Source organism: Candidatus Bathyarchaeota archaeon (genome assembly GCA_029882535.1).
Taxonomy (GTDB): domain Archaea; phylum Thermoproteota; class Bathyarchaeia; order Bathyarchaeales; family SOJC01; genus JAOUKM01.
Genome location: JAOUKM010000003.1, coordinates 23,138 through 48,295, shown reverse-complemented (window position 1 = coordinate 48,295; position 25,158 = coordinate 23,138). Strand labels below are relative to the sequence as shown.

Sequence of the window (25,158 nt, the reverse complement as noted above, 5' to 3'; positions counted from 1 at the left end):
CCCGAATGAGCGTCAAAAGTATGATCTCCCACAGCCTCATGGTTGCTTGGAAGGACCTAATGGAGTTGTTTAGGAACAAATTAGGGCTGATTATGCTCGTGTTAATGCCAATATTCATGATGAGCATGGTTGGCTTCATATATCCCTCTGACACATCCATAAGCAAAATATCCATCGCCCTAGTGAACGAGGACAAGGGAGACGGCAGCGCAATGCTCATCATGGCCTTGGAGACGTTGAACAATAACACGAGTATGATGACCATTACTGATGCTTCAAGTTTCGATGAAGTAAGAGACATGATCCAGAGGGGAGACGTTGAAGGAGGCATAGTAATCGCCAGCAACTTCACTTCAAGCCTCATAAGTGGAAAACAGGGAACAATTACAATCGTAACCGACCAGTCTAATCCCCAAATGTCGACGCTGCTGCAGATCGCTTTGAAGGAAGTGTTTGAACAGATAGGCACATGGCTGGCACAACAAAAAGTTCAGGAGCTAAACTCAACGGTTAATGAAAGCAACTCACTTGCGATCGTGAAGCCCTACAGTGTCCAGACAGAAGGATCCATCCCAGGACACTTCAGTTATTTCGATTTCATAGCTCCTGGGATTATGGCCATGACGGTGATGATGAGCGTTATGACAGGGCTCCCTGCAGCTATCTCCCACGAGAAGGAGGTTGGCACGTTGGACGGAATGATGGTGGCTCCTATCAACAGGCTTGCTATAATACTTGGAAAAACCCTTGCCCAGACGGCTAGGGGTTTACTCCAAGGGACTCTCATACTGATATTGGCAGTGGCTCTGTTCGGCGTCACCATTCATGGGAGTATTCTGCTAGTCTTTGCATTGCTTTTGTTGGGGGTGTTCAGCTTCGTTGGCTTTGGCGTTGTGTTAACGTCCTTTGCGAAGGATCAAGAGACAGCCATGATGTTGATGATGACTTTAATATTTCCTATGATGTTCCTCAGTGGCGTGTTCTTCCCGATACAGCAGATGCCTTGGTACATGCAGGGAATCTCAAAATTCCTCCCACTGACATACGTAGCAACAGCTCTGAGGAAAGTTATGGTACTTGGAGCAGGGGTGTCCGTAATAACCACTGAGCTTGCAGTACTCATAGGATTTGGGATCATCATGACGATAATAGCAGTACCAGTGTTCAAGAGAGCCATGACCAAGTAGGGCTGAACCTCACGCACACATGTACCAACTCAACAAAGTTGATGTAAGATTCCTAGATATGAAAGGCAAACCATTAATAGAATGTAAACACAGCGATTTAACCATACCAAAAAAGAAGAGAAGCGACCATCTAAAAAGAACTCATAAGATATCAGTCAGTTTGAAGAGGTGGATAGGCAAGCCTTTTAGAGAACATATGTGGAAAAACGGCTGAAAAAACCACCAATAATAGAGCTTGAATAAAAAACCATTCGGTTACGGGAAAAGCATAACTTTCAAAGAACTTATAGCGCGTGCTTTGCAACGACATTAAAGGAAATATAAAAGAAATGGGGGATTTGCGGGAGATATCTCCATTCTAAGCTGTAATACGATTTTTGAAATAATATTCCCTAGGCAAGCCTTTCAACACCATACCAATGACCATAATAAAACTTATATTCAACGCAATCTTCCTTCAACACCACTGGCTTGCCAGAGCAGCACCATGTAAAAGTAGCCTCTCGCCACTTTTTACATGGGTTCCGTTTTGGTGACCAGCATCGCATTAAGGGACGAACAGCACATATGCCAAGACGGCTTCCAGAACAAACGAAACTGCAAGAAAAACAGTTGCAAAGGTTTCGCCAAAAAACATGGCCAAACCAATGGCATTTCAGCAAGAATGCCCAGTCAAAACAGTCAAAGTCAACAGAGAATTCGTCCTAGCGGAAAAAGTAAACAAAACGGGAGGAGAAAATTGAAAATAAAGGATTTAAGAAATGGAATGAAACAGGTAGACGTGGAGGCGAAGGTTCTAGAAAAGACAGCAGCCCGCGAAGTCATGTCTAGATACAAGAACGAAACATATCGCGTAGCAAACGCAATGATAAGCGACGACACTGGACAAATAAAACTAACCTTGTGGAACGACCAGATAGAACAAGTCAACGAAAACGACACAGTCAAGATCCAAAACGGCTACATAACATCGTTCCGCGGAGAAATCCAACTCAACATAGGCCGATACGGGCAGCTAACGGTAACGCAAACTTCCTAAATTCTAGGTCAGGCTACTTGTTAACGAACTACAAAGAGGTGAAAGAATGCATTATGAAAGGCGTGGAAGAAGAACCGACAGAGACTACGGTCCCAGACGTTTCCCCCCAAAACCAGTTGAAATAGGAAAAGAATATGATGTTGAAATTCTGGAAACCAGTCGTCGAGGCGAAGGAATAGCGCGAATCAAAGGCTTAGTATGCTTTATACCAAACACGAAACCAGGCGATCATGTGAAAATACGCATAACTAGAATAAGCAGAAGGTTTGCTGAGGCAGAAGCAGTCGGGGAAGCAGAAGAAAAGCCTGCAGAGGCGAAGGTAGAAGTAGTTACAGAGGAAAGCGAAACTACGGAAGGCGAAGAAACAGAATAAGAAAAACGCAACCGAACCTCATCCTTCTTTCAATTTCTGCAGCATCTTTAGGTTCTCATTTCTATGAGAATGCTCACCTCAGACTATAAACTGCTTTTATTTCTGATTTATGAAAACCTTTTTTGGCGAAAACCGAAATGTTGAATCGCAAAGAAGTGAAAACATCTTAGCGGGTTACAAGTCAATTTTCTCCAGTTTAAAGAATAGGCAACTAGAAATGGAAACTGATGAATAAGACTATAAGACAATTAAGTCTTCTTTTCTCGGCTTCTTGTAGTCTTTTTCTTTCGTGCCCTCTTTTTCGTTGCTTGTTTTTCCGGTTTTACTGTTTTTTCTGGCAATGATTCTGGTGGTGGTGCAGGTGGTGCTGTAGTCGCTGGTGAAAGCATCACCTTTTTCGGTCTCGCTATGTATCCAAGCCCCATGAAAATTATGCCGAGAACGACTATTGCATAGATATAGAGTGAGGTTTGTAGATTCATGGTGGTTGTGCAGATCGCTACTATGAAGCATATTATGGCTACGACGTATAAGGCGTAATCTGATCTCATTCTATCTGCCTCTCATGACGTCATAGGTTTTTCGTGGAAATGGCTTAAATAACTTTCTGACGTTTTTCTGTCTTTTTTAGAATATTTAAACCATTTTCAGCAAGACCCCAAATTTAGCGTAAAGCAAACCAGTTATATACACCTGCTAAACCATTTTTCAAGCCTTGCCTGCTTCTTTATCCCATAAACTTCTTTCATTCTCTGAATAACCGTTTCCACCCGTTTTCGAGCGAAATCCCTTTGGTCACAAAGGAAGTGGAAAAGCTCATCCTCACGTAAAGGACTATAGTTCAGATCGTATTCGGATGTGGTTTTTGGACTAAGGTAGATCTCTCTGACTTCCTTGTATTGGGGCGGAGTTTTTGACAAAAATTTGCTTGGCAGTTTTTCTATTCTTCCGTATTCTTTGATAAGTTTGAGTGCAGTCTTGGATCCTACGCCCTTTATGCCTTCATTGAAGTCTGTTCCAATCAAGATTGCCATGTCAACAAGTTGCAAACGCGTTATTTCATGATGTGAAAGAAGTTTGTGTAAAGTTATGAGTTCGGGCTTTAACGGTCTTGCTGTTCCTTTGCTTGGCAGGTATTCCTGTCCGTGAATTGTTAAGAACCGCACTAGTTTTGATGCTCCGAAGAGAACGGTGTCGTAGTCTTTGCTGCTTGCCGCCCAAACATCTCCCCGCATTGTCATGTAGGCTGTTTGAGCTTCTGCCTCGCTTGGGGCTTGCACGTATGGGATTCCAAGCAGTCTAAGCAGCTTTTTAGCGTCTTCTATCATGCTCCGTGTTAGCCGACTAGTCATAACCGCTTTTGAAAAGGCTTTAGCGTAGTCACCGGCTTTCAGTGCCTGTTGCCATTCTCGAAAGGATTTCTCTCGTTGTTCACGTCTCTTTCTAATTTCTTCTCCTTTAAGCGCTGGTGGTTGCCCATCAAATACAAAAACAAGATCTATGTTAAAATCGCGTATTAGACATGTGGAGCGGAACATTAAGCCGGCGATGTGGGATGTGATGTTTCCTTTTGAATCTTTTAGGGGATTTCCGTCTCTTGTTCGTATGATGGATAGAAATTGGTAGAGGTAGTTGTTGGCGTCTACTGCGAGGCTTTTTCCTCTTAAATCGTTTAAGGTAAGAATTTGCTTTACCATTATTGGAGTGAGGTTGACACCCAACGTTTTTCCCGTTCTTCATAGGTATGTGTAAGTGTGTGTTAAGGTTTTTACGATGGTTGCGTGTATAGGCATTGTGGAGCCCGGTGGTGTAGTGGACAAGCATAGAGGGCTTTGGACCCTCTGACGAGAGTTCGAATCTCTCCCGGGCTACCATAAGATTTTCTTAAGACTTTTGATGGAAAATTTCGCTGAATGAGACGTGTTTATGAAAAGCGCCGTATCAGCTGATTGCTAGTCTACTACATTACGCCTTGTAATATGATATGATCGACTTAACGGTTTCAGCTACTGCCTTTTTGAGGTCTTCTTTGGTTTTTTGAGGTTTCCAACCTAGGATTCTTTGTATCTTCTCTATGGATTCGGGCATGCAGCTTATACGCCGCCCACTTGGGATTACCTCGATTTTACTCTTTGAACCAGTCAACTGAATTATGAATTCGTAGAGTTCGCCATGAGTAATGTAGGTTGCGGGATTTGAAACATTGAAAACATGACCGTATGCCTTATTGTTTAAGGTGGCCAGTAAAAAAGCATCCACAACTTCGTCAACATGTATGCTTGCACACCCTTCATCGTCAAGCACTCCTATATTTTCATTTCTAATTATCTTGTCAATGTATTCTCTACTTAAAGCAGACAGCAGTGATTCATCGTCACTAAAAACAACTTCTATTCGAAAGGTGGTGACTGGTATTCCATAATGGTGGTAATACATAAGGCAGAGTTTCTCAGTGGTGAGCTTCATTATACCATATGCGGAGAGATGAGTTGGAGACAACTCAGGTTTGCACAATGTTTCCTCATCTATAGGAGAAGATTCGGGCTCTCCATAAACAGCGCAGCTGCTTGCAGATATAAAGTGTTTTACTCCATGGAATTTAGCTACTTCCAGAAGATTTAGGGTGCCTCTAACATTAACGTCAAATAAATCTGCGAGACGGAGAGCGCTTGGCTGGGCACCCCAATCCCAATTGATTGCTAAGTGATAAATTACGTCTACATTTTTAACAGCTTGTTCAACCAGACTTCTATCAGCCATGCCTCCACGCAGCCCATCGCTTCGTATACCTATCAGTTCTAGATTTGGGTCAGTTTCACCTTTAAGAAAGCCGGGCTGAACATCAAGAACGGTTACCGCAAATCCTGTCCGCAATAGTGTCTTGACAAGTCTTGAACCGATAAAACCTCCACCACCAGTGACCAATGCCTTCTTTTTAATATTTTTAATTCCCATGTTTTTCTATCCTCACTCATAAAAGAAAATAGGCAAACAAATATATGGATTCTGAAAGCAAATGATTTGATAGTCGTTTAAGCATTTTCATACACTAAAATCTTCTTTTAAGCTTATTTTAGTTGTATTTTTCCTAAAGGATAGAGAATTGTGCCTTAACGCCGATATTTTAAACCGATATTTGAACCTATCCGGGCTACCAAAAACTCCTGTTAGAGCATAGCTCGCCTTCTGAAAATGTGTGCATACAATTCGTTTTCGATTTGCAAACGTAGGAGTTTTAGAAGAGTTAAATAGGTACGCCGAAAATTATTCTTTTGAAGACGTGGCTTAACATGAAGGTAAAGGTGGAATATTTGGGCTTTATCAAGAACATGCTTAACAAACGAGTTGAAAAATTCGAGTTAAACAAGGAAACTTCACTTCAAGACCTGCTAGGCAAACTGTCAAACCTTTACGGAACGCCTTTTAAGAAAGAAGTTTTTGAGCCTGGTCAAAAAGACGTGAAAACGGGTTTTGTTGTTACCGTGAATGGAGTGTTGATGGGACAACTTGACGGGGTTGAAACGACGTTAAAGGATGGAGATCACGTCATTCTTATGTCGCTGATGAGTGGTGGATAGGCGGCAATCCATAAAAGTTATAGTCTATTTTAGTCAACTAACATTCTCTCAAAAGAGGGATATGTGTTGAGGAATAGAATAAAAGCCTTAAAGACAACCTTCAAAAAAGAATTCGACGGTTACATAATCGCTAACCCGATTAACCTGCTCTATTTCACTGAGTTACTGGGCGCTGCTGATTCATTAGGTGCTGTTATGATGCTAGTTCCAAGCGAAGGTGAAAGCACACTTTACGTTTATGGCGTAAACTATGAATGGATAAAGGCTGAAGCAAAAAACTGCAGGGTAGAACTGGTAAAACGTGGAGAAGACTTGGTTAAAAAAGTTGCAGAACAAGTTAGAAACCAAAAGCTGAAGAAACTAGGCTTCGACGCCATGAACGTTCTAACGTATCAAAAGTTCAGCAAAGCTCTGAAAAGCACTAAGCTTGAGGCTAAAAGCGAATACATCTGGAACCTTCGCAGAATAAAAGATGCGGGCGAGTTGAAAAAAATGCGAAAAGCCGCAGAACTAACGGTTGAAAGCATGCAAACAGCCTACGAAACGATTAAGGCTGGGATTCGAGAGTATGAAGTTGCCGCTGAAATCGAATATACAATGCGCATCCACGGATCCTACGGCGTAGCCTTCGACACTATAGTTGCCTCAGGTCCTCACTCAGCCTATCCTCACGGAGGATGTGGTGAACGGAAACTCAAAAACGGAGACCTTGTTGTCGTCGATATTGGAGCAATATGCAAGAACTACCGCGCAGACATGACTCGAACGTTCGTTGTTGGCAAGCCATCTGCAAAGCAGAAAAAAATCTACACAGTTGTGAAGATGGCCCAAGAGAAAGCTTTTCGGAAAATGCAGGATGGAGTGAAGGCTGCAGAAACGGACGCAGCTGCAAGGGGCATCATAGGCAAGGCAGGGTACGGTGAATATTTTGTCCACGGTTTGGGCCACGGTGTTGGATTAGAAGTACATGAGCAGCCAGTTTTGAATTCCACAAGCAAAGATGTACTGAAGGCGGGAAACGCAGTTACTGACGAGCCTGGTATATATATCGTTGGCTTTGGTGGTTTTAGAATCGAGGACACAGTGTTAGTGAAAAAAGGCAATGCAGAGAGATTGACTGGAAGATTATATGTTTTAAAAAAATCATAAAAAGTGTTAATTTATTGAGAAAAATAAAAAATTGCATATGCCTCAAAGTTAATCATAGGATTTATATACTACTTTGTACTTTATGCGAAGTATGCATCCTGATAAAATTCCGAAGCTTCTCTACGAATTAATTAAGAACTCTCGAAGAAGCGATAGAGACTTGGCGAAGGTCCTTGGGTTTTCGCAGCCTACCGTTACGAGGACTAGGAGAAAGCTTGAAGACGAGAAGTACGTTCTACAATATACCGCTCTGCCAGACTTTACCAAGCTTGGATTCGAGCTGGCAGCATTTACTTTCGTGCAATGGCTACCCGAAGAAAAAACAGAAACCACGTCACCTTACAAATGGCTTGACAAAGAACCTAGAGTGATCTTCGTTGCTGACGGCAACGGAATGGGAAAAAACTCTCTAATCGTGACTATGCACAAGAACTACACCGATTATTCAGATTTCATCGCAGACTTGCGACAAAAATCAAAAATTGCCAACTCGAATTCTTTCATAACAACATTGACTAACATAAAGAAACACATGGCTCTTGCTGGTCTCCAAAAGGTCTAACCAAAGCTGAGAAATTCGAGCTTCAACCTATCGTTTCCAAGGAAAAGTTCTAAAAACGTTACGTTAAATCAGTTACTCGGTGAATAGTTTCGTAGAAAAGCAACACAGCAAGAACTAATCTAAAGAGAGTCATAAATACGTGGATTGTCAGGTCTTTTAAAGAACTAGAAACCTCTTACGAAAACTACAGTCCACTTTATGAACTGTTCAACCGCTTATACTTGCTAAATTCTGTCGAAGAAACCAGTTAAGTCGATGTTTCCTCCACTAATTATTATTCCCACTTTTTTAGACTCTAATTCTATCTGTTTCGATAGTACCCCTGCCAGTGAAACTGCTCCAGAAGGTTCAACCACTAGCTTCATTCTTTCCCAGAGAAACTGCATTGCCTCTACAATTTCTTCTTCTGAAACGGTTATTATTTGGTCCACCTTTCCTCGTATTATTCTAAAAGTATTGCTTCCAAGAGAAGTTTTTAAACCGTCTGCTATCGTATTTGGATTCTCGACTGGAATAATTTTTCCTGCTTTGAATGATTGATAGGCATCGTCTGCGTTTTTGGGTTCAACACCAATAATCTTGGCTGATGGAAGCAAACCCTTTGTCGCTATTGCTGTTCCACTCAGTAATCCGCCACCGCCCACTGGACTGAAAACATAGTCGAGCTTGCTTACTTCTTTGATTAGTTCATAGGTAGCAGTTCCAGCACCAGCGATTATTGTGAGATCGTTAGATGGGTGTATGAGAGTATAACCGTGTCTTTCGATTAGGGGTATAACAGCTTTCTCTCGATCGGTTGGGTTAGAACCACAAGTGACTATTTCCGCTTCGTAACCTTTTGTTGCAGCCATTTTCACTAGAGAGGCATTTTCAGGCATAACTATCACCGCCTTGATTCCTAGAAGTTTAGCTGCTAAGGCTAGTGCCTGTGCATGGTTTCCAGAGGAGTGTGTTATTACTCCTTTTTTCTTCTGTTCCGGAGATAGTTGTGACAAGGCATTGAAAGCTCCTCTAAATTTGAAAGCTCCAGTTTTCTGAAAATTCTCACATTTCAAGAAACACTTGCTGCCAGTTATTTTGTTAAGGGTTGAGGAAGTCATTACGGGAGTTTTGTTAACGATTCCTTTTATTCGCTCATAAGCTTCTTCTACTTTTCTGAACATTTAAACCGAGAAAGGATTATCACAACGACTAAAAAAACTAATGCATGTCAATAAAGGTTTGCCACTTTTCAGCAAGCTCTCCTAATTCTGTTCGAAAGGTATAGTTTCAAGTAGTTTTTAAGTCTCGATGCAACTTAGCAGACGGATATTGTCTGAGAAGCAAATACGGAATTATGTCGTGAATAATGAAAGATTTTATAATATCCGTCTAGTATCACTTTACCATTGTGAGGTTCGATCAAGCATGCCATTTTCGTTACGTGTCAAAATGAACCAAAATGAAGTTGAAATTTCAGGTACACAAAAAGAAGTTTTGAAAACAATAAAAGACCTGCCAAAGCTTATTGAGAACATTTCCAAAGCGTTCGCTCACATGAACTCAAAAGTTGCTGCCACCAAAAAAACACCTGTAACAGTTCGGTTGACTTCTCCAACTGCCGTGCCATCCAAAATGTATCCTTCGATTAAGAAGGCAAAAAACTGCAGCCAAGCAGTGTTAAAGTTGCTTCAAACTGAGTGGGGGGCTTGGAGGCCTAGAAATATGTCTGAGATTGTTGAGGCTTTGAAGGCAAATGCTATTCACTATCCTTCAACAACTTTGTCAGGTGTATTGTCATGGCTTGTGAAGAAAGGGAAAGTGAGACGGTGGAAGACTGACGCTGGTTACGTGTATATATTGGCTGAGAAGGAGGAGGCTTAAGCTTTGCCAGGGCATTTGCGAGTTCGAGTGAAAGCGCCTTTTGGAGAAGTTGTTGTAGAAGGAGATAGTGCAAAAGAGATTTTGGATATGCTTAAGGACATGCCTCCAGAGTTTATGGAGAAAATTAACGGTTTGGTTTCGTCTAAATTGACGCCGCCTCTACATGCGCAGTTAGAAGGAATCGTGGAGTTCACAACTGAAGGCCCCGTGATTACGGCGAGACGTAAGCTTACACACTATGAAGCTATTGGATTAGTTTTGTACGCCTCTAACAAGAAGACGAGTACGGCGACGCAGATTGATCGTCTACTAAAGTCCAGTGGAGTAAATTCTATGGTGCCTGCAAGGTTAAATGAAATGACAAAACGAGGTTTGGTGTTCAAACCTGATCCTGGGCGGCCGGAGTTTAGGTTGACGACGAAAGGTGAGAAATGGGTTAAAGAGGGAGTTCTGGCGAAACTGAAGGAGACAGCGTAAGGTTGAGTATCACGGTGCACATCAAGTATAAGGACATTGAGGAAACTTTCACGGGAGATGTTAACAATGTTTGGACAAGCATCAACCGATTTTTTAGTCAGACAATCCCACTTTTTGACGCGGCCCGTAGTGCAGTTTTGACCGTGGACTTGAAGAAGGTTATAGTGGCTAGTAAGGGTTTTGTGGCTGTAGCCGAAGAGGGCCCTGTAGTTTTGATTTCTAAGCAGAAATTGACTGACACTGAAAGCTTGCTTTTGAAGTTGCTTGCAGCTTACGTTGGAGGACAGTTAGGTGTTTTGGACAAGATGTGGCTTTCTAGGGATGAATTGCAGGGATGGTTGGGGAAAAGTAGGAAGATTACGGGTACTCGGCTTGGCGAGCTGTGTCGTGAAGGCTTGGCGGTAAAGACAGAGGAAGGAGGTTATCGGCTTTCAGCTTTAGGGATTAACCGATTGGTGGATGAGGTGTTAGCGCAGATTAGGAGTAGAGTTTAAAGTTCTTTTTTTTGGTAGATTTTTGACTGCTTCTGTTATTTTTTTGGATGATTTATGGTTCTATAGGCTCCGTGGTTGTGTAGATTAGGTAACCTTGTTTGATGGGCTGACCGATTTTTTGTAGTTTTTATTTTATGGTTATGTGTTGGAAGCAACCGTGGTGTTAAGTGAGAGTTTTAAAGATGCTAATTGTCAGGACAGCGAAAGTGTCGGCGAGTTTTTGGCTGCTTCTCGCGGAAGTTGATAGAAAACCATGGCTTTCATGCAAAGCATGTTACGAATTTCGTCGATGGCCGTAGCGAAGTGTATATTTTCATCGGCTGCTAGAACGTAGTCGCAGAGGCGATTCATTTCAATTCTATCATTAAACGAGTTGGGAAAGGGGTATTTAAGAAAACACTCAAAAATCGAATAAGCAGAATAGAAGCGCAAGAGAGTTTGCTTGAGCCTGCTTGTAAGACTCGAAATGGCAATCAGTGTAGATGTCTTTTGCATTTTGCTCATTTTTCTTATGTGTGCGTAAAGACAAAGATCGCTTTGGTTTGTGCGAGAGATTAGGTCAATTGGTGGAACCTTTAGATAGAAAAATAGTAAGTGAATCCTGAGTTGATCATGTTTACGTCGTCATTTACTTTTTATTGCGTTGGGGTTGCTTAATGAATAGTGCTGTCAGAATGAAGCATAGTGTAATGCCAACTGATGCCATTATGAAGGACAATTCAGGGCTGACTTGCTCGTAAATGAACCCTCCTAGGAGGCTTGCTGGAACGCTGAAGGTCGACCATGCAACGCCGAAAGCTGCGAATACTCTTCCTCTTCTTTCTTTGGGGATCAGGTCTGCTTCCAAGGATGAGTATGTTGGTTCGTAGAAGGACCATATGAAGGAGCTTGCGGTCCAGAGAGCTAGAACTTGTATGAACATACCGCAGCGGATGAAGAGTAGATAGGTGAATATGTCTAAGGCTGTTGTTGCTAGTAGTATTTTTCTTCGGCTGAATTTGTCTAGTAGTTTGCCGACTATGAGTATCTTTGACGTAATGCTGATTGCGCTGCCTACGCCTATGATTATGCCCCATTGCGTAGATGTGAGGCCGATTATTTCTTCGGCGTAGACTATCCAGTAGGGTTCGACTAAGCCGTATTCAAATGCCCATAGGATGTAGATGGCTGTTAGGGCGAGTGTTGAGTGGGGCATCCACGACCATGTTTGCAGGTGTTCTTTGAAGGCGTCTTTTACGAGTTTGCCTAATTCTTTAACGCTATATTGTTCATCTGCTTGTTTGTTCTGAGGGGAAATGGTTTCTGTGAGCATGAACATTCGTATGATGCCTGCGGTTACACCTACTATTGCCAAGCCAACGTAAGCCCATCTCATCGGTGTTATTATGCCGTGGATGTCAATTAGGTAGCCTCCGATGGAGGGCATTATGGCCCATGGTAGGAAGCTTAGGCAGCTGTAGAATGCGAAGGCTGTTCCTCTTTTTTGTTCGTTTATCGAGTCTGCTAGTATTGCCCAGAATGCGGGTTCGAATATCCAGCACACGTTTGCTAGGATAATGGCTAGAGTCAGAAATTGCCAGTTGGGTGCGAAGGCTACTAGGAATTGGCTTAACCCGAGGGCGATAGTCATTAGGCTGATTAATGTCTTTCTGCCGTATAGGTCGGCTATGTGGCCGCCTATGATTGCGGATATGACAAAGGTGGTGCTTCCTAGGGCTGCGATGAGACCTATTGTTATTTCTGTTCCGCCTAGTCCGAAGACGTATAGGGAGAAGTAGGTGTTACAGATGCTTGTGGGGATTCCCCACAGGGTGGATGTGAGGGTTAGCACTAGGTAGTTGCGTGTCATGAAGCCGAAGTGTGGCTTGTTCTCTTTTTGGTTCATTTTTTTCACCCTCACAGGTTAGCTTACGTTGTGGTTTCCGATACATGTAAATCCTCTTCCACGATAGCAGTTCTTCCTTAAAAAACTAACGACCGACAAACAAAGTCTTATTGAAAAATCGAGTATGGTCGCTATTTTGTTTTAGTGGTTTTCCACTAGGACTCGCATCAGCAACCATTGGAGATATCACCCGCAAGACTCCACCTTTTTTATATATGAATGTATCTCCTTAATCTATGAAAATGGAAAATCTACCAAAAGGATTAGCGTCTTCTGGTGCAAAGAAGATAGAAAGAAGATTGGAATTAATTTCCGGTGGGAAAATATTAGATGTCGCTACAGGTGACGGGGGATTCATTCGCACCTTAATGAAAACCTTAAGAGATTATGATTTGTTTATAGGAATCGACAATTCTAAGAAAGAATTAGAATCTGCAAGGAAGCACTTTGAAGGGAAACCTGTAAATATAATGGAAATGAATGCGGAGGCTCTGGAATTTGAAAACGACTCTTTTGACACTGTGTGTGTGGCCAACTCGTTGCATCATCTTTACAGAATAGATAAAGTCTTGGCTGAAATGAAACGTGCATTGAAAACCTGTGGTTATTTTGTAATTCAAGAAATGTTTTGTGATGAAGAACAAGCCGAAGCACAAAGATCGGATATATTACAACATCACTGGGATGCAGAAATCGATTCTTTACTAGGTGTTACTCACAACAAAACACTCACAAAACAGAAGATCAAGGACATTGTGAGTAGTCTTGGACTAAAAGAGGTTGAAGTATTCGAATCCACACATTATGTCAAGTGTCTGTTCTGCGACGAGAAGTTTGAATGCGAAAACCCAAAAAACGAAAAAATAGTGAATCAAGCTATCAAAGAGATTGACGATAATCTTCGCCGCATAAAAGAATACCCCTATCTGAAAGCGCGAACTCGTTTAGAAAAGGAAGGAGAGAAATTAAAGGAAAGAATAAAGAAATTCGGTTCTGCTAATGCTTCATATTTGTTTATTGTTGGAAAGAAGTAGTACACCTTTGAATTTAGCTCATAATGTACTTGCGTTGGAGGTAGGATTTGAAACTCCCACAACTGTGGAGCGACCCCTGCAAGCCCCCATATTTTCTAATGCTTCTTGCCATTCGCCTTCTTGATGTTGGTTATATTTCCGTTTTTTATAGCGTCCTTTGAATTTTCTTTTAATTGAGAAGTAGTTGATTGAAACTCCTAGAGTACTCACCACATTTCTCAATGTTGACAATATGTTTCTTCTCTTCATCTTCCTTGAATCTTTCCTAAACATCAAATGATAAAATGAAGCACATATTATTGCTGCATGCGCAAACGCATAATTGAAACCTTTCCCAAGTGCGTGAATGACCTAAAGCGTTAAACCTGATGTTAAATATCGTTGGCTGACTAAAGGCACTAGAAAAGGTGATACAATTGGCAGAGGAATCTTCTACGAAGACACATGGTCGGCCGACTGGGATGAGAGCTTTCACTGTTGTCTGGGTTGGCCAGCTGGTTTCACTATTAGGCACCGCTATGACTGGTTTTGCGCTCGCTTATTGGGCATATCTGACTACCGGAATGGCTACAGCTTTGGCGTTAGTGGGTTTTTTCGCCTTTGCCCCGACTATACTGGTAAGCCCGGTCGCAGGAGCATTAGTGGACCGTTGGAACCGAAAGCTTATGATGATGCTTAGCGATTTGGCAGCAGTCCTGGCGACGGCTGTCATCCTTATGTTGTTCTCAGCCGGCAGTCTTCAGATTTGGCACTTGTACCTAACAGGAGCCTTTGCAAGTGCTTTTGGGGCTTTCCAGTTCCCAGCATATTCTGCAGCTGTGACCACTATGATATCGAAAGAACAGTATGGACGCGCTAGTGGTATGCTCTCTACGGCTCAATTCGCGTCTGGCATTTTTGCCCCGATCTTGGCAGCAGCCTTAATTGTTTCGCCTATTGGCATAGGTGGAATCTTGATGATTGACATCGTTACTTTCTTGTTCGCTATTGGCGCTTTGCTCGTAGTTCACATTCCGCAGCCTGTCGTGACTGAAGAGGGACTCAAAAGCAGAGGAAGCCTCTGGAAAGAGTCAGTCTACGGATTTCGTTACATCTTCAAACGACCCAGCTTGCTTGGTCTCCAACTAGTCTTCTTTAGCATAAATCTGGTTGCTGTCTTTGGAAATACTGTTTCAACACCGATGATCTTGGCCCGCACTGGAAACGACGCAACAGTGTTGGGAATTGTCCAGTCTACCATGGGAATCGGCGGAGTCGTGGGTAGTGTGGTGCTTAGCATTTGGGGCGGTCCAAAACGAAGGGTACACGGAGTACTGGCTGGAATGGCATTCGGCATGTTTGGTATGGTTTTGATGGGTCTTGGACGCGACCTTTATGTCTGGCCTTTGGCTGCATTCATCAGTTTACTCTTCATTCCGATCATCAATGGTTCCAATCAAGCGATCTGGCAGGCTAAGGTCGCCCCGGACGTACAGGGGCGTGTGTTTGCGACACGAGCATTGATTGCACAGATTAGCGTTCCAGTGGCCATGTTGCTGTCTGGCCCTCTGGCAGACAATTTCTTTGAGCCAGGAATGATGGCAGGAGGGGGCTTAGAACCTGTGTTCAACCAGTTAGTTGGCACAGGTCCAGGTGCAGGCATGGCGCTCATGTTTGTTATTGCTGGTTTGTGTGGAATACTCATAGGGTTCGGGGGCTACGCTTTCAAGGCTGTGAGAAATGTCGAAGACATTATTCCAGACCACCAAGCGAATGTTGCCACCAACCGAGGAGCAAATGTGTCGGAAGCAAATGCACGAGGCACGTCCGCATCAACATAGGTGCTTAAAATCCGAGCATATCTCATGGAATGTGTGGCGCATGCATGCATTCGAATATATCTGCAAACACAACGGAACAAAAATCTTCAAAAGAGCGAACCGCTAGTTCTGTTTTCTCTTCTCGTTTCTATTAATCAATTGATTAAAATTTTAAGAGCTAGAAAACCGAAGTTTGATTAATTAGTCAGAAGGGAAAGCTGAAAGGAGCTTGATGTATTTACTTGACAACTGTTATTTCAACCAATATTCCACCAAGGCAGGTGTATCGTCTTCTCATCGGGTTCTATTCCAGAAAACGGAGATGGCAGATTTCATCTTTTGCAGAACCATCACTTATTCTTTTGAAGATTGGTTCCTACTTCGTCGGTAGAAGTTTTAGACCAGTAGGCTATGCGAAAATTCTAATAGAACCAAGAGAGAAAGGTAGTCGTGTTCGCTTCTTATTTGACTTTAAGATATACTACATTATGACTTTGGCTTTTGAGATGTTGGCAACAACTTTACTTCTGACAATATTTCTTCCGAATTATCTAAAGGGACAATCATTGTATGAATTGGCACTACTAGTTATAATTGTACTTACTATCGTCCTTTTTCCTTACTTCAATCTCAGTGGTGTGAAAGAGAGCAAATCCAAATTTATTGCTGAAGCAGAAAAATTCATCAAGCAAAATGCCTCTTCTGAAGTCTAACGTTTTGACCAATTGGTCATGTCAGAGAAGGAAGAACGAAGTGTTGCTTCCCTAATCTTCAGAAAACAGAATGAACATATCGCCACGGACGCAGGTTTGCGAAAATAATGGTGTAAGCGCCGCCGGTAGGACTCGAACCTACGACCGACTGGTTAACAGCCTCAGCCCCTGATAAAACCACTACCAGAGACAGCTGCTCTACCGGACTGAGCTACGGCGGCAACACAACGTCTAACTTGACAAAACTAGGAATATTTAAATCTTCATACCCCAAAAAACAACAACCTGAACCAAAAATGCCCAAACTAACGCAGCTCCTTGCCTACATCTGCCTTTCCATAGGATTTCTAATACTCGCACACCAATACATTTTCTATGGCATCTGGTTCGAAATAGCAGACATCCACCACGAAACCTTCTCCATAGCCTTCTTCAGTTTCGGCTTAGGCATCTTGCTTGGTTCGACTAGAAAAACTGGAAAACCTTAATTTCACTGCTACTCTACAACATAGAGAAGGAGGGCCCGTAGCTCAGCACGGTCAGAGCGACAGGCTCATAATCGCCACGGACGAGAAACCTGTTGGTCGGGCGTTCAAATCGCCCCGGGCCCATCATACTTAAGTTTCCTGAAAAAATGTTGACAACAAAGACGGTGAAAAACTACCGGTAGGAGAGACCATTTGAAACGTGAATATCCAACCCAACCCACTGTAGGCGTAGGCGCAGTCATAATCTGCAACGGCAAAATTCTCTTAGCTAAACGAGGGTCTGAACCAGGAAAAAATAAATGGAGCATCCCAGGCGGTCTTGTTGAACTTGGCGAAACAGTGCGAAACACAGTAGTTCGGGAAGTAAAAGAAGAAAGCAACCTCGATGTAGAGGTTCACAGTTTAATCGATGTCGTAGATAACTTAGAGCCAGATGAAAAAGGTAAATTGCGCTACCACTTCGTCATTCTCGACTTCTTTGTTCGCTTAAAAGGAGGCAGTCCTCACGCAGGAAGTGATGCCTTAGAAGTACACTGGGTTTCTTTAAGTGAAGTAGAAAAATATGATTTGACAAGGGTTTTTAGAGAGTTCTTTGAAAGGAACAGAGAAAAGCTTCAACATTTTAATTCCTTTTAAAAAGGTTTCTAGGGTCTGTTGGTAGCCCGGGAGTTACCGTTCCAAAACTGTAATTTATACCGAAATCCCCATTTTTACTTGGATTGTTAAGCTAAAACTGTAACAGGCAGTAATTTTACCTACGTGCAGTGGAGATATCACCCGCAAATCCCCATTTTTCTGCACACATACATTGAAGTTATCAAAGAAGCGGGGAGAGATTTTCTATAATAAATCTTCTACAAAAAACTAAGTCAAAAACTCCGATGTTCCGTCCTTGCGATGATTTCATCCTGTAATTCTTTGCCTATATCAACAAAATAATCGCTATAGCCTGCCACGCGAACTATGAGGTTTCTATATTTCTCTGGATTTCTCTGCGCTTCTTCAAGAGTCTTCGCATCTACCACATTAAATTGGATATGGTGTCCCCCCAGCTTGAAGTAAGTCCGCACCAAATGCGCCAACTTATCTGTGCCTGCTTTATCAGCTAGCAATTGGGGCATAAATTTCTGATTGAGAAGAGTTCCACCAGTTTTGACATGATCTATCTTGGCAACCGATTTGATCACGGCAGTAGGACCATTTTTGTCTGCTCCCTGACTGGGTGAAATGCCATCGGAAAGCGGTTCTCCAGCCTTTCGTCCATCTGGCGTTGCACCTGTAACCCGCCCAAAATAAATATGGACCGTAGTAGGTAACAAGTTGACTCGATACTCTCCTCCTTTTGTATTCGGTCGCCCATCCAACACTTCAAAATACGCGTCAAAGACTGCTCGGGCGATGTTGTCTGCATAGTCGTTATCATTGCCATACTTTGGGGTTTTGTTCAGCAGCATCTGTCGGATTTTTTCGGATGCTTCAAAGTTATTTCTGAGCGAGCTGAGCAGTTGTTCCATCGTTAACTTCTTTGTGTCGAACACGTGATATTTCACTGCGGAAAGCGAGTCCGTCAAGGTTCCAATTCCGACACCTTGAATGTATGTCGAATTATATCGTGGCCCTCCGTCGTGGTAATCTTTTGCTTTTGCTATACAATCATCAAACAGTAGTGACATTAATGGAGTGGGCATATAATCAGCATATAGTCTTTCAATAATATTATTGCCTTTAATCTTGAGGTCTACGAAATATTTGAGTTGTTTTTTGTAAGCCTCCATTAGCTCGTCAAAGGAAGCAAAGTTGGAGGGGTCTCCCGTTTGCAGACCGATTTGCTTCCCAGTCTGTGGGTCAACCCCATTATTCAAGGTTAGCTCAAAAATCTTTGGCCAATTGCAATAACCGGTTAAGGTGCAACTTTCTTTTCCGAAGACACTGATTGTAACGCAGCCACTTGGGCCTCCGGCTCTTGCATCTTTCATTGATTTTCCAGCACGGAGAAATTCTTGAATGATCACGTCGGTATTGAAGATTGAGGGTTGCCCAAAACCAGCTTTGACAACTTCAATACCTTTCTTTAAAAATCGGTCTAAGTTCTTGCTGCTAAGTTGAATGCATCCACTCGGCTGAATTAACCGCATCTCTTCTAATACATCTAGTATGAGGTAGGAGAGCTCGTTGACAGCGTCTGTTCCGTCTTCCTTCAAGCCACCAACATTGATCAAGGCGAAATCCTGATAGGTGCTGCTCTGCTTCTCAGTTATATCCACTTTAGGGGGCGCTGGTTGATTGTTAAACTTGATCCAGAAACATTGCAGCAATTCTTTTGCGAACTCTTTTGAAAGCTTTCCTTCTTCCAGATCTTTTTTGTAAAAAGGATATAGGTGCTGGTCAAGGCGCCCTGGATTGAAGGAATCCCAGACATTAAGTTCGGTTATCACGCCCAGATGGACAAACCAGTAAATCTGTAAGGCTTCCCAAAAATCTCTGGGCAGATGAGCTGGAACATGCGAGCAAACGTCAGCGATTTTCTCAAGTTCCACTTTCCGCTGTGGATCTTTCTCCACTTCTGCAAGCTCTCTTGCTTTTTTAGAGTGGCGCTTTGCAAAGATGATTAACGCATCTGCAGCTATTTCCATCGCCTTAAGTTCCTGTTCTTTTGCGTAAGCATCAGGATCCCTAAAATAATCTAAATTATCTAATCTATTCTTTATTTCTTGTCTAAAATCAAGCAAGCCCTTATGATAGATTTTGTTGTCCAAAATAGCATGTCCAGGTGCTCTTTGCTCCATAAATTCTGTAAACACACCGGAATTAAATGCATACTTCCACTCCTTAGACATTGCTGAGAAAACTCGTTCACGCATGGTTTTGCCTTTCCAGAAGGGAATGATTTTTTCGCAGTAGATTCTTTTATCGTCTTCGCTTACGAGGAAAGGAGTCCTTTTTCTTGAGTTCAGCTTTTCCAGATCTTCAATTGTATGATTGCACAATTCCGGATAGGTAGGAGTGGCTTTTGGCGCGGGTCCGCGCTCTCCTATAATCAGCTCGCCTTCATTAATACATATCGTCTTGTTTTCCAGCAAATATTTGAAGACTAAGGCACGAGCTATAGGAGTGGAAACTCCGTCTGCAGCACCGCTTCGATAGAAGTCTGTAAGCAATTCGGCTCTTTCGGCGGAGATGTAGGGTTTTGTGTTAACGCTTTGCTCTCTCAGGCGTTTGACCCTTTTTGACATCATATTGTTATCCTCCTATCTGGATTTTCAACCCAAAAGTTCCCAATTTTTTCTTAATTTCAGCTAATGTTTCACTAGAAGGAGAATGGCTCATGAAGAATATATCTGTTGGTTTCATCAATCGCTTAGATTTTTCAATCCCAGCTTTGTGATAAGGGAGGATGCTTAAGTCTTTTACATTTTTAAGCGAAGAAACAAATGTACCAAGTTCTACTATGTCCTGTTCATCGTCATTTATGCTTGGAATGAGCGGAAAATGCACAATTATCTTCTGTCCATTATGTGAAAGTTTTTTCAGGTTTTCCAAGATAAGTTTGTTTGATACACCTGTAATTTTTTTGTGTTTTTTGTCATTGATTACTTTAAGGTCATATAAGAACAAATCCACATGTTTGCTGATCTTTAAAAGGGGATCTGAGTTTACATGTCCACAAGTATCCACGGCTGTATGGATTTCTAGTTTCTCGCAGGCTTTTAGAAGACTATGTAGAAAATTTGATTGCATTAGCGGTTCCCCTCCGGAAAAAGTTACTCCGCCTTCGGATTCATCGTAAAAAACCATGTCCTTTTCAATTTCTTTCATCACTTGAGTTACCGTCATTTTTCGCCCAACAAGTCTCAAAGCTTGCGAATAACAGGCTTCCACACAAGCTCCGCAAAGATTACATTTTCCTTGATCTAAAAGTAAGGAATTATTTGAAAAAGATATAGCGCTTTTAGTGCATTCGTTCTGACAATCTCTACAACCTATGCACTTTTCTTCCCACCACATAAATTCCTGTTCTCTCGCTTTCCCTTCAGGATTATGACACCATAGGCAGTTCAATGGGCAACCTTTAAAAAAAACTGTTGTACGAATGCCTGGACCGTCATGAATTGCATATCTCTTGATGTCAAAAATCATTCCCAGATTTTAACACCTGCATCTCTAGGGGTCTGAAGTTTTTCATATTTTTAAAGCTTGCTTCTTTGCCTTCAATAAGGCGTATGCGTGCATTTTCCAATGTTTATTTTTGGCGCGCGCCAGCCTTTCTGCATTTTTGAGGAATGACAGGATTTTGACAGCTTTTTGATAGGTTTTTCCATCATTTCAGAAACGCGCGTGCTCACGACCCCCTTTTTGTGGATAACGACATGCTTCTTTTATGAATGCTCACACAACGGAATCACTCTTCAAAAAGCACGAGTGACTAGACGCGTTCAAGTTTGAATATAACTGGTCTTAATCCGTCGGTGCAGCAATTAATGGCAACACCTTTCTCCTTGATCCATGGGAGATCTCCGCCAAAGCTCAAGAGCCGGATATTACCATACATAGAGATCCAAGCGGAAGTGCAGAAATCTTCAGGCATCCTCAGATTCTCAACAATGAATTCCTGACCATCCCTAAACAGTCCACAAGCCTCAAGAGCATGCGATGTCGCAGGAGGTTTCTCAAAAACTTCAGATGGATGAAAACGCCTCAAAACTGTAATCTTAACCTTATGTAGCTCAACCATTTCAACCACAACTGACTAGTATAGAAGAGCATCTAAATAAACTATCTAAATTTTTCGAGCACAGCTTTGAACCCTCTCCTAGGTGGAGAAAATCACCGCAACCTCCTTTTTTATGTGCACATCATATTTGAATCGAGCTGGCTAGAAAAACGAGCCCAAAGTATATTAGAACTGTGCCGAACAAGACTATTAAGACTCTATACCATTTGATCCCAACGACTTTCATCCCCCCCTTGGCAAGATGGGCAGTTGAGATAAGCCAGACATAGTCCATCCAAACATGGCAAATATACATCAGCAAAACGCCGGCAAGAGACGCAAACTCCAATGAAATAATAATAAGCTGGGCTCCAGCAGTAAGCCACCAAATGATAAAGAAAGGGTTCAAACCGGTGAAAGTCAGACCAATAACGAGTAGGTGTTGAAAACTTGTTTCACCAATTCTTTGAAGGCTTTTCGACTTAGGCTTGAGGGAACCATAGATTTGCATTACACCGAAAGCAACTAGCACAACACCTCCAGTAACTCCAACTACAATCTTGACCAACTCGCTCGTAATGATCAAAAGTCCAAATGCCAATAGCATAACAAGGGTGAACTCAATCAAAGTGTGCGCCACAGAGAACACAATGCCCCCTTTGGCTCCAAATTTGGAACCTTCTGTGAGGTTGGCAAAAAATAGAGGGCCAGGGGCTAAAGCACCGGACGCAGTTACGAGAATAACAGTAACCATGAAATCTAGTATTTCCATAAAGATGTAGAATTGTCAATTTGAATAATAACCTTTGGTGATTGCGCGCGCATCGTGCATATTTATACTTTTTTATGGATTTTGCTAAATGCGCTCGAGTTTGAATATGACTGGTCTTAACCCATCGGTGCAGCAGTGCACCGTGGGGGCTCCTTTTTCCTTTGTCCCCGGTTCCCAGTTTCCGTCGTATTTCAATGTAGTTACTACCTTGTACATGTCGTTCCAAGCCCAATGACAGAATCCTTTGGGCATCTCACCATCTTCACCGACGATAAACTCTTGACCTACCTCAAATACAGGACAAGCCTTTCGATTCTTTCCCAATGGAGGGTTGTCACCAAATATTTCTTTTGTATCTAGCTTTTTTAAAACCGTAATCCTAACTTTGCTCTTTCTTGCCATAGAATCACCACATTCCCACAACTCTACTTTCTTATAAATCTACCTTGATGAGGAACCTTGCATAGTAATTGTGGATAACTGCGAAGCATTTAGCGCACGCATTGCAGTTTTAACCTTTCTTAAGAAATGGACACCCTAAAGTGTCCATTGTTAACAATAGGTTTGGGTTTAGAGTTAAGATTTGTTTAAAAATGTGTGTGGCAGGGATGATAGCCCGGGAGAGATTCGAACGCTCGTCAGCGGGTCCAGAACCCAGAGCAGCCAAGGCAATTCTTTCATTATAGATGACATCGACAATACTGTTGCTGACTTTTGGGAGTACTCAAGGTTGAAGAAAGAGGCTGGAAGGAGGTAGACTTGCATTTATACACGTAAGGCTTCGGAACATAGGTAGCCATTAAACCAAATCTATTTTGCGCTTCGGACATTTCCAATCATTCTCTATCGCACAAATCATGCAGACTCGAAGTTTACAAGATGGACACACACAACTAATGACTACTTGTTATCTACATTGAGAACATTCTTTGAGGATAGTGTCGGCTTTAGAATTCATGTTGAAACCTCTTTGAATGGATTTGCTTGCGATTCACGCCGTGCATTTGTGAAGGGAAGGCCATATCTTTGGGCTCTATAATCACTTTCACTAAGAGAGCGATGAACCGCAAGCACAATGGCACTAATTGGATTTTCTATTTAATGACTGTGAGGCAACGTATTGCTAGAGAAATAGAGAGTAAGGTGAAAGTGTGTTTGCATAATAGTTCAGTATAAAATTGAATCTGAAATCCAGAATTCTTATCTGTTCAAGCCAGAAAATTCTTTATAGTTTGACTACAAAGTTGGGTTGCGATTAACATGGAAATGAAAGGTGGAGAATTACTGGGAAAGAGAATTGTTTGCGAAGACTTGGACGTGGGTAAAGTGAAAGAGTTCATATTCGACTCTGAGCAATGGAAGATTACTCATCTTGAGGTTGAATTGACAAAAGATGCGGCTGAATTAGTTTTAGGCGTGAGAAAAGGCGGAATACGAAACCTACTCGCTGTTTCCGCAATAGGTGAAGTTGACCAAACAATAAATTTGAAGGTTACAAAAGGACAACTCCGCATATATCTGATACCACCAAAACTTCAATCATAACGCATGTTATACTACTGATTGCGTACCCACTTTTTCTAATATCTATTTTCTAAGTAAAGGAAGGATCTTTAGAAATTCTAAGATTTTAACCATGTTAGAAAGTAGAAACTTAGAAACTTTTTATTGCCTTCCTGATTTTGTTAGCAATCTCATCTAATTCTTTTCTTTTTGGCTTAAAGCCGTAATTAAGACCTAATTTCAGTCCAAAACCATCTCCCTTGAATCTGGGAATCACATGCAAATGAACGTGAAATATGTCTTGGAATGCAGCTTCTCCGTCAGCTAAGAACAAGCTTACTCCTTCACATTTTACTCCTGATCGCCTGAGACCTTCTGCTACATGCATTGCAGCTTTGAACATATGTGCCCCTATCTCTGGATTTAGTTCAGATAGTTGTGCAGCATGAACTTTCGGGATCACCAACACGTGTCCTGGATTAACGGGTGTAATATCCATAAAGGCCACAACGTCTTCATCAGAATAGGCTACGCTTGCAGGTGCAACACCTTTCACTATGCGACAGAAAACACAATAATCCATCTTTTAAACCTCAAATATTATCAGTTTGCCAATATTCAAACAGTTGTATTTTAGAGTCTCCCTTCTGTCTCGCTTCTGCTTCTCCTCAGCCTCTCTGTTCTCTATAGTCTTCCTATAGTGATAGCCTGAGCAAACTAGGATGATGTATGGCACACGTTATAAGCCGAACAACTTATATGAAAAATCGTCGAAAAGTGGTCTTCTGGGGAAAAATTTGCCAAAAGAAGATGAGATGTTACAGGAACTCAAGAAGATACGTGAACTGTTGACGCCGGCACCGTCTCCACCAGCAAAGAAAGGCTTATGGAATGAGTTCATGAACTTCATATCGAAGTACAAGGTTATGGGTCTTGCCGTTGCTTTCATTATAGGCATTTATCTAGGTAACCTAGTTCAAGCACTCGTTTCGGACCTAATAATGCCAATAATAGGCCTTGCTATACCTGGACTAGATAACTTAGCAACTATCGAATTGCCAGTTGCCAGCCAAAGCTTCCTAGTGGGGCACTTCTTAGTAGCGTTGATAACCTTCATTATCGTAGCTTTCGTAATCTTCGTTATGGTCAAGATTACGAAACGATGGGGAATAGAATAAAGCGAAAAGCTAAATTCCCTTTTTTCTGTCATCCTTGAACTCTAAGGTATAATACGCGCTAATCAAACAAAAGAAGACGTGAAAGGAATTCTTGAATGCAAAGGCAGTTAGCTCAGCTCTGAGAGATTTTGTAGGAGTTTCAGATATTAAAAGTTTGGGACCTTATGTTAAAACCCAATGGAAAGACTATAAGGAGAAGTTGCAAGGGAAAACCTAAATCATTAAAACTTGGTATTGGAAAGAGCGTGTGCGCATGCATGCGCATATATGAAGGTGATCTCCTAAGAAGAAAATAGGTAGCTAAGATTCGTGCGCACAACTACTAATAAGTAGGCGCGCGTTTGCTCTCTGGT

30 protein-coding genes and 3 tRNA genes are annotated in these 25,158 nt (G+C 42.1%); 19 read left to right on the top strand and 14 right to left on the bottom strand.

The annotated features are described in order from the left end of the window. The first annotated feature begins 5 nt into the window (after positions 1 to 5). From OEX01_01860 to OEX01_01850, 3 genes are all read left to right on the top strand, one after another. Positions 6 to 1,187, top strand: coding sequence for an ABC transporter permease (locus OEX01_01860; GenBank protein MDH5447735.1), 1,182 nt, complete (start codon positions 6 to 8; stop codon positions 1,185 to 1,187). 766 nt (positions 1,188 to 1,953) lie between these two features. Continuing rightward, on the top strand, positions 1,954 to 2,226 hold the full coding sequence (locus OEX01_01855; protein MDH5447734.1) for an OB-fold nucleic acid binding domain-containing protein: 273 nt from the start codon (positions 1,954 to 1,956) through the stop codon (positions 2,224 to 2,226). A gap of 46 nt (positions 2,227 to 2,272) precedes the next feature. Beyond that, a complete protein-coding gene (locus tag OEX01_01850) occupies positions 2,273 to 2,599 on the top strand; it encodes a TRAM domain-containing protein (GenBank protein ID MDH5447733.1) in 327 nt (108 codons plus the stop codon). Positions 2,600 to 2,847: 248 nt separating this feature from the next. On the opposite strand, the gene OEX01_01845 is transcribed toward OEX01_01850, so the two are convergent. Together OEX01_01845 and fen are read right to left on the bottom strand one after the other, a co-directional pair. Then, complete coding sequence (locus tag OEX01_01845; GenBank protein ID MDH5447732.1) at positions 2,848 to 3,150, bottom strand: hypothetical protein; 303 nt, start codon at positions 3,148 to 3,150, stop codon at positions 2,848 to 2,850. 132 nt (positions 3,151 to 3,282) lie between these two features. Beyond that, on the bottom strand, positions 3,283 to 4,320 hold the full coding sequence (fen, locus tag OEX01_01840) for a flap endonuclease-1 (GenBank protein ID MDH5447731.1): 1,038 nt from the start codon (positions 4,318 to 4,320) through the stop codon (positions 3,283 to 3,285). Positions 4,321 to 4,397: 77 nt separating this feature from the next. Between fen and OEX01_01835 the strand changes: the two genes are divergently transcribed. After that, positions 4,398 to 4,473, top strand: a tRNA-Gln gene (locus OEX01_01835). Positions 4,474 to 4,564: 91 nt separating this feature from the next. Here OEX01_01835 and OEX01_01830 read toward each other — a convergent pair. Further along, the gene (locus OEX01_01830) at positions 4,565 to 5,554 is read right to left on the bottom strand and encodes an NAD(P)-dependent oxidoreductase (protein ID MDH5447730.1); all 990 of its coding nucleotides are present in this window, start codon (positions 5,552 to 5,554) and stop codon (positions 4,565 to 4,567) included. A 335-nt stretch (positions 5,555 to 5,889) separates the two neighbouring features. Between OEX01_01830 and OEX01_01825 the strand changes: the two genes are divergently transcribed. From OEX01_01825 to OEX01_01815, 3 genes are all read left to right on the top strand, one after another. After that, positions 5,890 to 6,177: a MoaD/ThiS family protein gene (locus tag OEX01_01825; GenBank protein ID MDH5447729.1), complete on the top strand. Its 288-nt coding sequence runs from the start codon at positions 5,890 to 5,892 to the stop codon at positions 6,175 to 6,177. 66 nt (positions 6,178 to 6,243) lie between these two features. Next, on the top strand, positions 6,244 to 7,326 hold the full coding sequence (locus tag OEX01_01820; protein MDH5447728.1) for a Xaa-Pro peptidase family protein: 1,083 nt from the start codon (positions 6,244 to 6,246) through the stop codon (positions 7,324 to 7,326). Between the two features lie 91 nt (positions 7,327 to 7,417). Continuing rightward, positions 7,418 to 7,888: an Lrp/AsnC family transcriptional regulator gene (locus OEX01_01815; GenBank protein ID MDH5447727.1), complete on the top strand. Its 471-nt coding sequence runs from the start codon at positions 7,418 to 7,420 to the stop codon at positions 7,886 to 7,888. Positions 7,889 to 8,112: 224 nt separating this feature from the next. On the opposite strand, the gene OEX01_01810 is transcribed toward OEX01_01815, so the two are convergent. Then, the gene (locus OEX01_01810; GenBank protein MDH5447726.1) at positions 8,113 to 9,051 is read right to left on the bottom strand and encodes a pyridoxal-phosphate dependent enzyme; all 939 of its coding nucleotides are present in this window, start codon (positions 9,049 to 9,051) and stop codon (positions 8,113 to 8,115) included. A gap of 244 nt (positions 9,052 to 9,295) precedes the next feature. Between OEX01_01810 and OEX01_01805 the strand changes: the two genes are divergently transcribed. The 3 genes from OEX01_01805 to OEX01_01795 are packed head-to-tail and all read left to right on the top strand — an operon-like array spanning position 9,296 to position 10,722. Next, positions 9,296 to 9,751: a hypothetical protein gene (locus tag OEX01_01805; GenBank protein ID MDH5447725.1), complete on the top strand. Its 456-nt coding sequence runs from the start codon at positions 9,296 to 9,298 to the stop codon at positions 9,749 to 9,751. A gap of 3 nt (positions 9,752 to 9,754) precedes the next feature. Then, complete coding sequence (locus tag OEX01_01800; protein ID MDH5447724.1) at positions 9,755 to 10,228, top strand: hypothetical protein; 474 nt, start codon at positions 9,755 to 9,757, stop codon at positions 10,226 to 10,228. Between the two features lie 2 nt (positions 10,229 to 10,230). Next, entirely contained in the window at positions 10,231 to 10,722 is a 492-nt protein-coding gene (locus OEX01_01795; protein MDH5447723.1) for a hypothetical protein, read from the top strand. A gap of 192 nt (positions 10,723 to 10,914) precedes the next feature. Here the strand turns inward: OEX01_01795 and OEX01_01790 are convergent, their stop codons facing one another. Both OEX01_01790 and OEX01_01785 read right to left on the bottom strand, forming a co-directional pair. Next, positions 10,915 to 11,226: a hypothetical protein gene (locus tag OEX01_01790; protein MDH5447722.1), complete on the bottom strand. Its 312-nt coding sequence runs from the start codon at positions 11,224 to 11,226 to the stop codon at positions 10,915 to 10,917. 124 nt (positions 11,227 to 11,350) lie between these two features. Beyond that, positions 11,351 to 12,607: an MFS transporter gene (locus tag OEX01_01785; GenBank protein MDH5447721.1), complete on the bottom strand. Its 1,257-nt coding sequence runs from the start codon at positions 12,605 to 12,607 to the stop codon at positions 11,351 to 11,353. Positions 12,608 to 12,849: 242 nt separating this feature from the next. On the opposite strand from OEX01_01785, the gene OEX01_01780 reads away from it, so the two are divergent. After that, on the top strand, positions 12,850 to 13,641 hold the full coding sequence (locus OEX01_01780; GenBank protein MDH5447720.1) for a methyltransferase domain-containing protein: 792 nt from the start codon (positions 12,850 to 12,852) through the stop codon (positions 13,639 to 13,641). An 18-nt stretch (positions 13,642 to 13,659) separates the two neighbouring features. On the opposite strand, the gene OEX01_01775 is transcribed toward OEX01_01780, so the two are convergent. Next, on the bottom strand, positions 13,660 to 13,872 hold the full coding sequence (locus OEX01_01775) for a hypothetical protein (GenBank protein ID MDH5447719.1): 213 nt from the start codon (positions 13,870 to 13,872) through the stop codon (positions 13,660 to 13,662). Positions 13,873 to 14,057: 185 nt separating this feature from the next. On the opposite strand from OEX01_01775, the gene OEX01_01770 reads away from it, so the two are divergent. Beyond that, complete coding sequence (locus OEX01_01770; GenBank protein MDH5447718.1) at positions 14,058 to 15,461, top strand: MFS transporter; 1,404 nt, start codon at positions 14,058 to 14,060, stop codon at positions 15,459 to 15,461. Between the two features lie 221 nt (positions 15,462 to 15,682). Then, positions 15,683 to 16,153 (top strand): hypothetical protein, encoded by a 471-nt coding sequence (locus tag OEX01_01765; GenBank protein MDH5447717.1) that lies wholly within the window; start codon positions 15,683 to 15,685, stop codon positions 16,151 to 16,153. Positions 16,154 to 16,270: 117 nt separating this feature from the next. On the opposite strand, the gene OEX01_01760 is transcribed toward OEX01_01765, so the two are convergent. Beyond that, positions 16,271 to 16,374, bottom strand: a tRNA-Asn gene (locus tag OEX01_01760). A 75-nt stretch (positions 16,375 to 16,449) separates the two neighbouring features. On the opposite strand from OEX01_01760, the gene OEX01_01755 reads away from it, so the two are divergent. The 3 genes from OEX01_01755 (at position 16,450) to OEX01_01745 (ending at position 17,277) form a co-directional block, all read left to right on the top strand. After that, a complete protein-coding gene (locus OEX01_01755) occupies positions 16,450 to 16,641 on the top strand; it encodes a hypothetical protein (protein ID MDH5447716.1) in 192 nt (63 codons plus the stop codon). A 31-nt stretch (positions 16,642 to 16,672) separates the two neighbouring features. Next, positions 16,673 to 16,764 (top strand) — tRNA-Ile (locus OEX01_01750). Positions 16,765 to 16,833: 69 nt separating this feature from the next. Further along, the gene (locus OEX01_01745) at positions 16,834 to 17,277 is read left to right on the top strand and encodes an NUDIX hydrolase (protein ID MDH5447715.1); all 444 of its coding nucleotides are present in this window, start codon (positions 16,834 to 16,836) and stop codon (positions 17,275 to 17,277) included. Between the two features lie 233 nt (positions 17,278 to 17,510). Here OEX01_01745 and OEX01_01740 read toward each other — a convergent pair whose 3' ends face one another. The 5 genes from OEX01_01740 to OEX01_01720 all read right to left on the bottom strand — a co-directional run bounded on the left by OEX01_01740 (position 17,511) and on the right by OEX01_01720 (position 22,526). Further along, on the bottom strand, positions 17,511 to 19,874 hold the full coding sequence (locus tag OEX01_01740; GenBank protein ID MDH5447714.1) for a glycyl radical protein: 2,364 nt from the start codon (positions 19,872 to 19,874) through the stop codon (positions 17,511 to 17,513). A 7-nt stretch (positions 19,875 to 19,881) separates the two neighbouring features. After that, on the bottom strand, positions 19,882 to 20,778 hold the full coding sequence (locus OEX01_01735; GenBank protein MDH5447713.1) for a glycyl-radical enzyme activating protein: 897 nt from the start codon (positions 20,776 to 20,778) through the stop codon (positions 19,882 to 19,884). 286 nt (positions 20,779 to 21,064) lie between these two features. Further along, positions 21,065 to 21,373: a TIGR04076 family protein gene (locus OEX01_01730; GenBank protein MDH5447712.1), complete on the bottom strand. Its 309-nt coding sequence runs from the start codon at positions 21,371 to 21,373 to the stop codon at positions 21,065 to 21,067. A 121-nt stretch (positions 21,374 to 21,494) separates the two neighbouring features. Next, positions 21,495 to 22,124 (bottom strand): LysE family translocator, encoded by a 630-nt coding sequence (locus tag OEX01_01725; protein MDH5447711.1) that lies wholly within the window; start codon positions 22,122 to 22,124, stop codon positions 21,495 to 21,497. Positions 22,125 to 22,208: 84 nt separating this feature from the next. Beyond that, entirely contained in the window at positions 22,209 to 22,526 is a 318-nt protein-coding gene (locus OEX01_01720) for a TIGR04076 family protein (protein MDH5447710.1), read from the bottom strand. 193 nt (positions 22,527 to 22,719) lie between these two features. Here OEX01_01720 and OEX01_01715 point away from each other — a divergent pair, with 193 nt between their 5' ends. Both OEX01_01715 and OEX01_01710 read left to right on the top strand, forming a co-directional pair. After that, a complete protein-coding gene (locus OEX01_01715; GenBank protein MDH5447709.1) occupies positions 22,720 to 22,881 on the top strand; it encodes a hypothetical protein in 162 nt (53 codons plus the stop codon). A 503-nt stretch (positions 22,882 to 23,384) separates the two neighbouring features. Next, positions 23,385 to 23,669: a hypothetical protein gene (locus OEX01_01710; GenBank protein ID MDH5447708.1), complete on the top strand. Its 285-nt coding sequence runs from the start codon at positions 23,385 to 23,387 to the stop codon at positions 23,667 to 23,669. A gap of 109 nt (positions 23,670 to 23,778) precedes the next feature. Here OEX01_01710 and OEX01_01705 read toward each other — a convergent pair whose 3' ends face one another. Continuing rightward, positions 23,779 to 24,210 carry an HIT family protein gene (locus tag OEX01_01705; GenBank protein ID MDH5447707.1) on the bottom strand — a complete coding sequence of 144 codons (432 nt, stop codon included), beginning with the start codon at positions 24,208 to 24,210 and terminating at the stop codon, positions 23,779 to 23,781. A gap of 214 nt (positions 24,211 to 24,424) precedes the next feature. Between OEX01_01705 and OEX01_01700 the strand changes: the two genes are divergently transcribed. Beyond that, entirely contained in the window at positions 24,425 to 24,805 is a 381-nt protein-coding gene (locus OEX01_01700) for an MscL family protein (protein MDH5447706.1), read from the top strand. Positions 24,806 to 25,158: the final 353 nt, after the last annotated feature.

What these genes read in the sequence shown, in the direction of transcription:
- OEX01_01710 (MDH5447708.1), top strand. Translation starts at nt 23,385, where the DNA reads ATGGAAATGAAAGGTGGAGAATTACTGGGAAAGAGAATTGTTTGCGAA.
- OEX01_01785 (MDH5447721.1), bottom strand. Translation starts at nt 12,607, where the DNA reads ATGAACCAAAAAGAGAACAAGCCACACTTCGGCTTCATGACACGCAAC.
- OEX01_01845 (MDH5447732.1), bottom strand. Translation starts at nt 3,150, where the DNA reads ATGAGATCAGATTACGCCTTATACGTCGTAGCCATAATATGCTTCATA.
- OEX01_01860 (MDH5447735.1), top strand. Translation starts at nt 6, where the DNA reads ATGAGCGTCAAAAGTATGATCTCCCACAGCCTCATGGTTGCTTGGAAG.
- OEX01_01830 (MDH5447730.1), bottom strand. Translation starts at nt 5,554, where the DNA reads ATGGGAATTAAAAATATTAAAAAGAAGGCATTGGTCACTGGTGGTGGA.
- OEX01_01825 (MDH5447729.1), top strand. Translation starts at nt 5,890, where the DNA reads ATGAAGGTAAAGGTGGAATATTTGGGCTTTATCAAGAACATGCTTAAC.
- OEX01_01720 (MDH5447710.1), bottom strand. Translation starts at nt 22,526, where the DNA reads ATGGCAAGAAAGAGCAAAGTTAGGATTACGGTTTTAAAAAAGCTAGAT.
- OEX01_01740 (MDH5447714.1), bottom strand. Translation starts at nt 19,874, where the DNA reads ATGTCAAAAAGGGTCAAACGCCTGAGAGAGCAAAGCGTTAACACAAAA.
- OEX01_01780 (MDH5447720.1), top strand. Translation starts at nt 12,850, where the DNA reads ATGGAAAATCTACCAAAAGGATTAGCGTCTTCTGGTGCAAAGAAGATA.
- OEX01_01815 (MDH5447727.1), top strand. Translation starts at nt 7,418, where the DNA reads ATGCATCCTGATAAAATTCCGAAGCTTCTCTACGAATTAATTAAGAAC.
- OEX01_01805 (MDH5447725.1), top strand. Translation starts at nt 9,296, where the DNA reads ATGCCATTTTCGTTACGTGTCAAAATGAACCAAAATGAAGTTGAAATT.
- OEX01_01730 (MDH5447712.1), bottom strand. Translation starts at nt 21,373, where the DNA reads ATGGTTGAGCTACATAAGGTTAAGATTACAGTTTTGAGGCGTTTTCAT.
- OEX01_01735 (MDH5447713.1), bottom strand. Translation starts at nt 20,778, where the DNA reads ATGATTTTTGACATCAAGAGATATGCAATTCATGACGGTCCAGGCATT.
- OEX01_01725 (MDH5447711.1), bottom strand. Translation starts at nt 22,124, where the DNA reads ATGGAAATACTAGATTTCATGGTTACTGTTATTCTCGTAACTGCGTCC.
- OEX01_01855 (MDH5447734.1), top strand. Translation starts at nt 1,954, where the DNA reads ATGAAACAGGTAGACGTGGAGGCGAAGGTTCTAGAAAAGACAGCAGCC.
- OEX01_01790 (MDH5447722.1), bottom strand. Translation starts at nt 11,226, where the DNA reads ATGAGCAAAATGCAAAAGACATCTACACTGATTGCCATTTCGAGTCTT.
- OEX01_01755 (MDH5447716.1), top strand. Translation starts at nt 16,450, where the DNA reads ATGCCCAAACTAACGCAGCTCCTTGCCTACATCTGCCTTTCCATAGGA.
- OEX01_01810 (MDH5447726.1), bottom strand. Translation starts at nt 9,051, where the DNA reads ATGTTCAGAAAAGTAGAAGAAGCTTATGAGCGAATAAAAGGAATCGTT.
- OEX01_01705 (MDH5447707.1), bottom strand. Translation starts at nt 24,210, where the DNA reads ATGGATTATTGTGTTTTCTGTCGCATAGTGAAAGGTGTTGCACCTGCA.
- OEX01_01850 (MDH5447733.1), top strand. Translation starts at nt 2,273, where the DNA reads ATGCATTATGAAAGGCGTGGAAGAAGAACCGACAGAGACTACGGTCCC.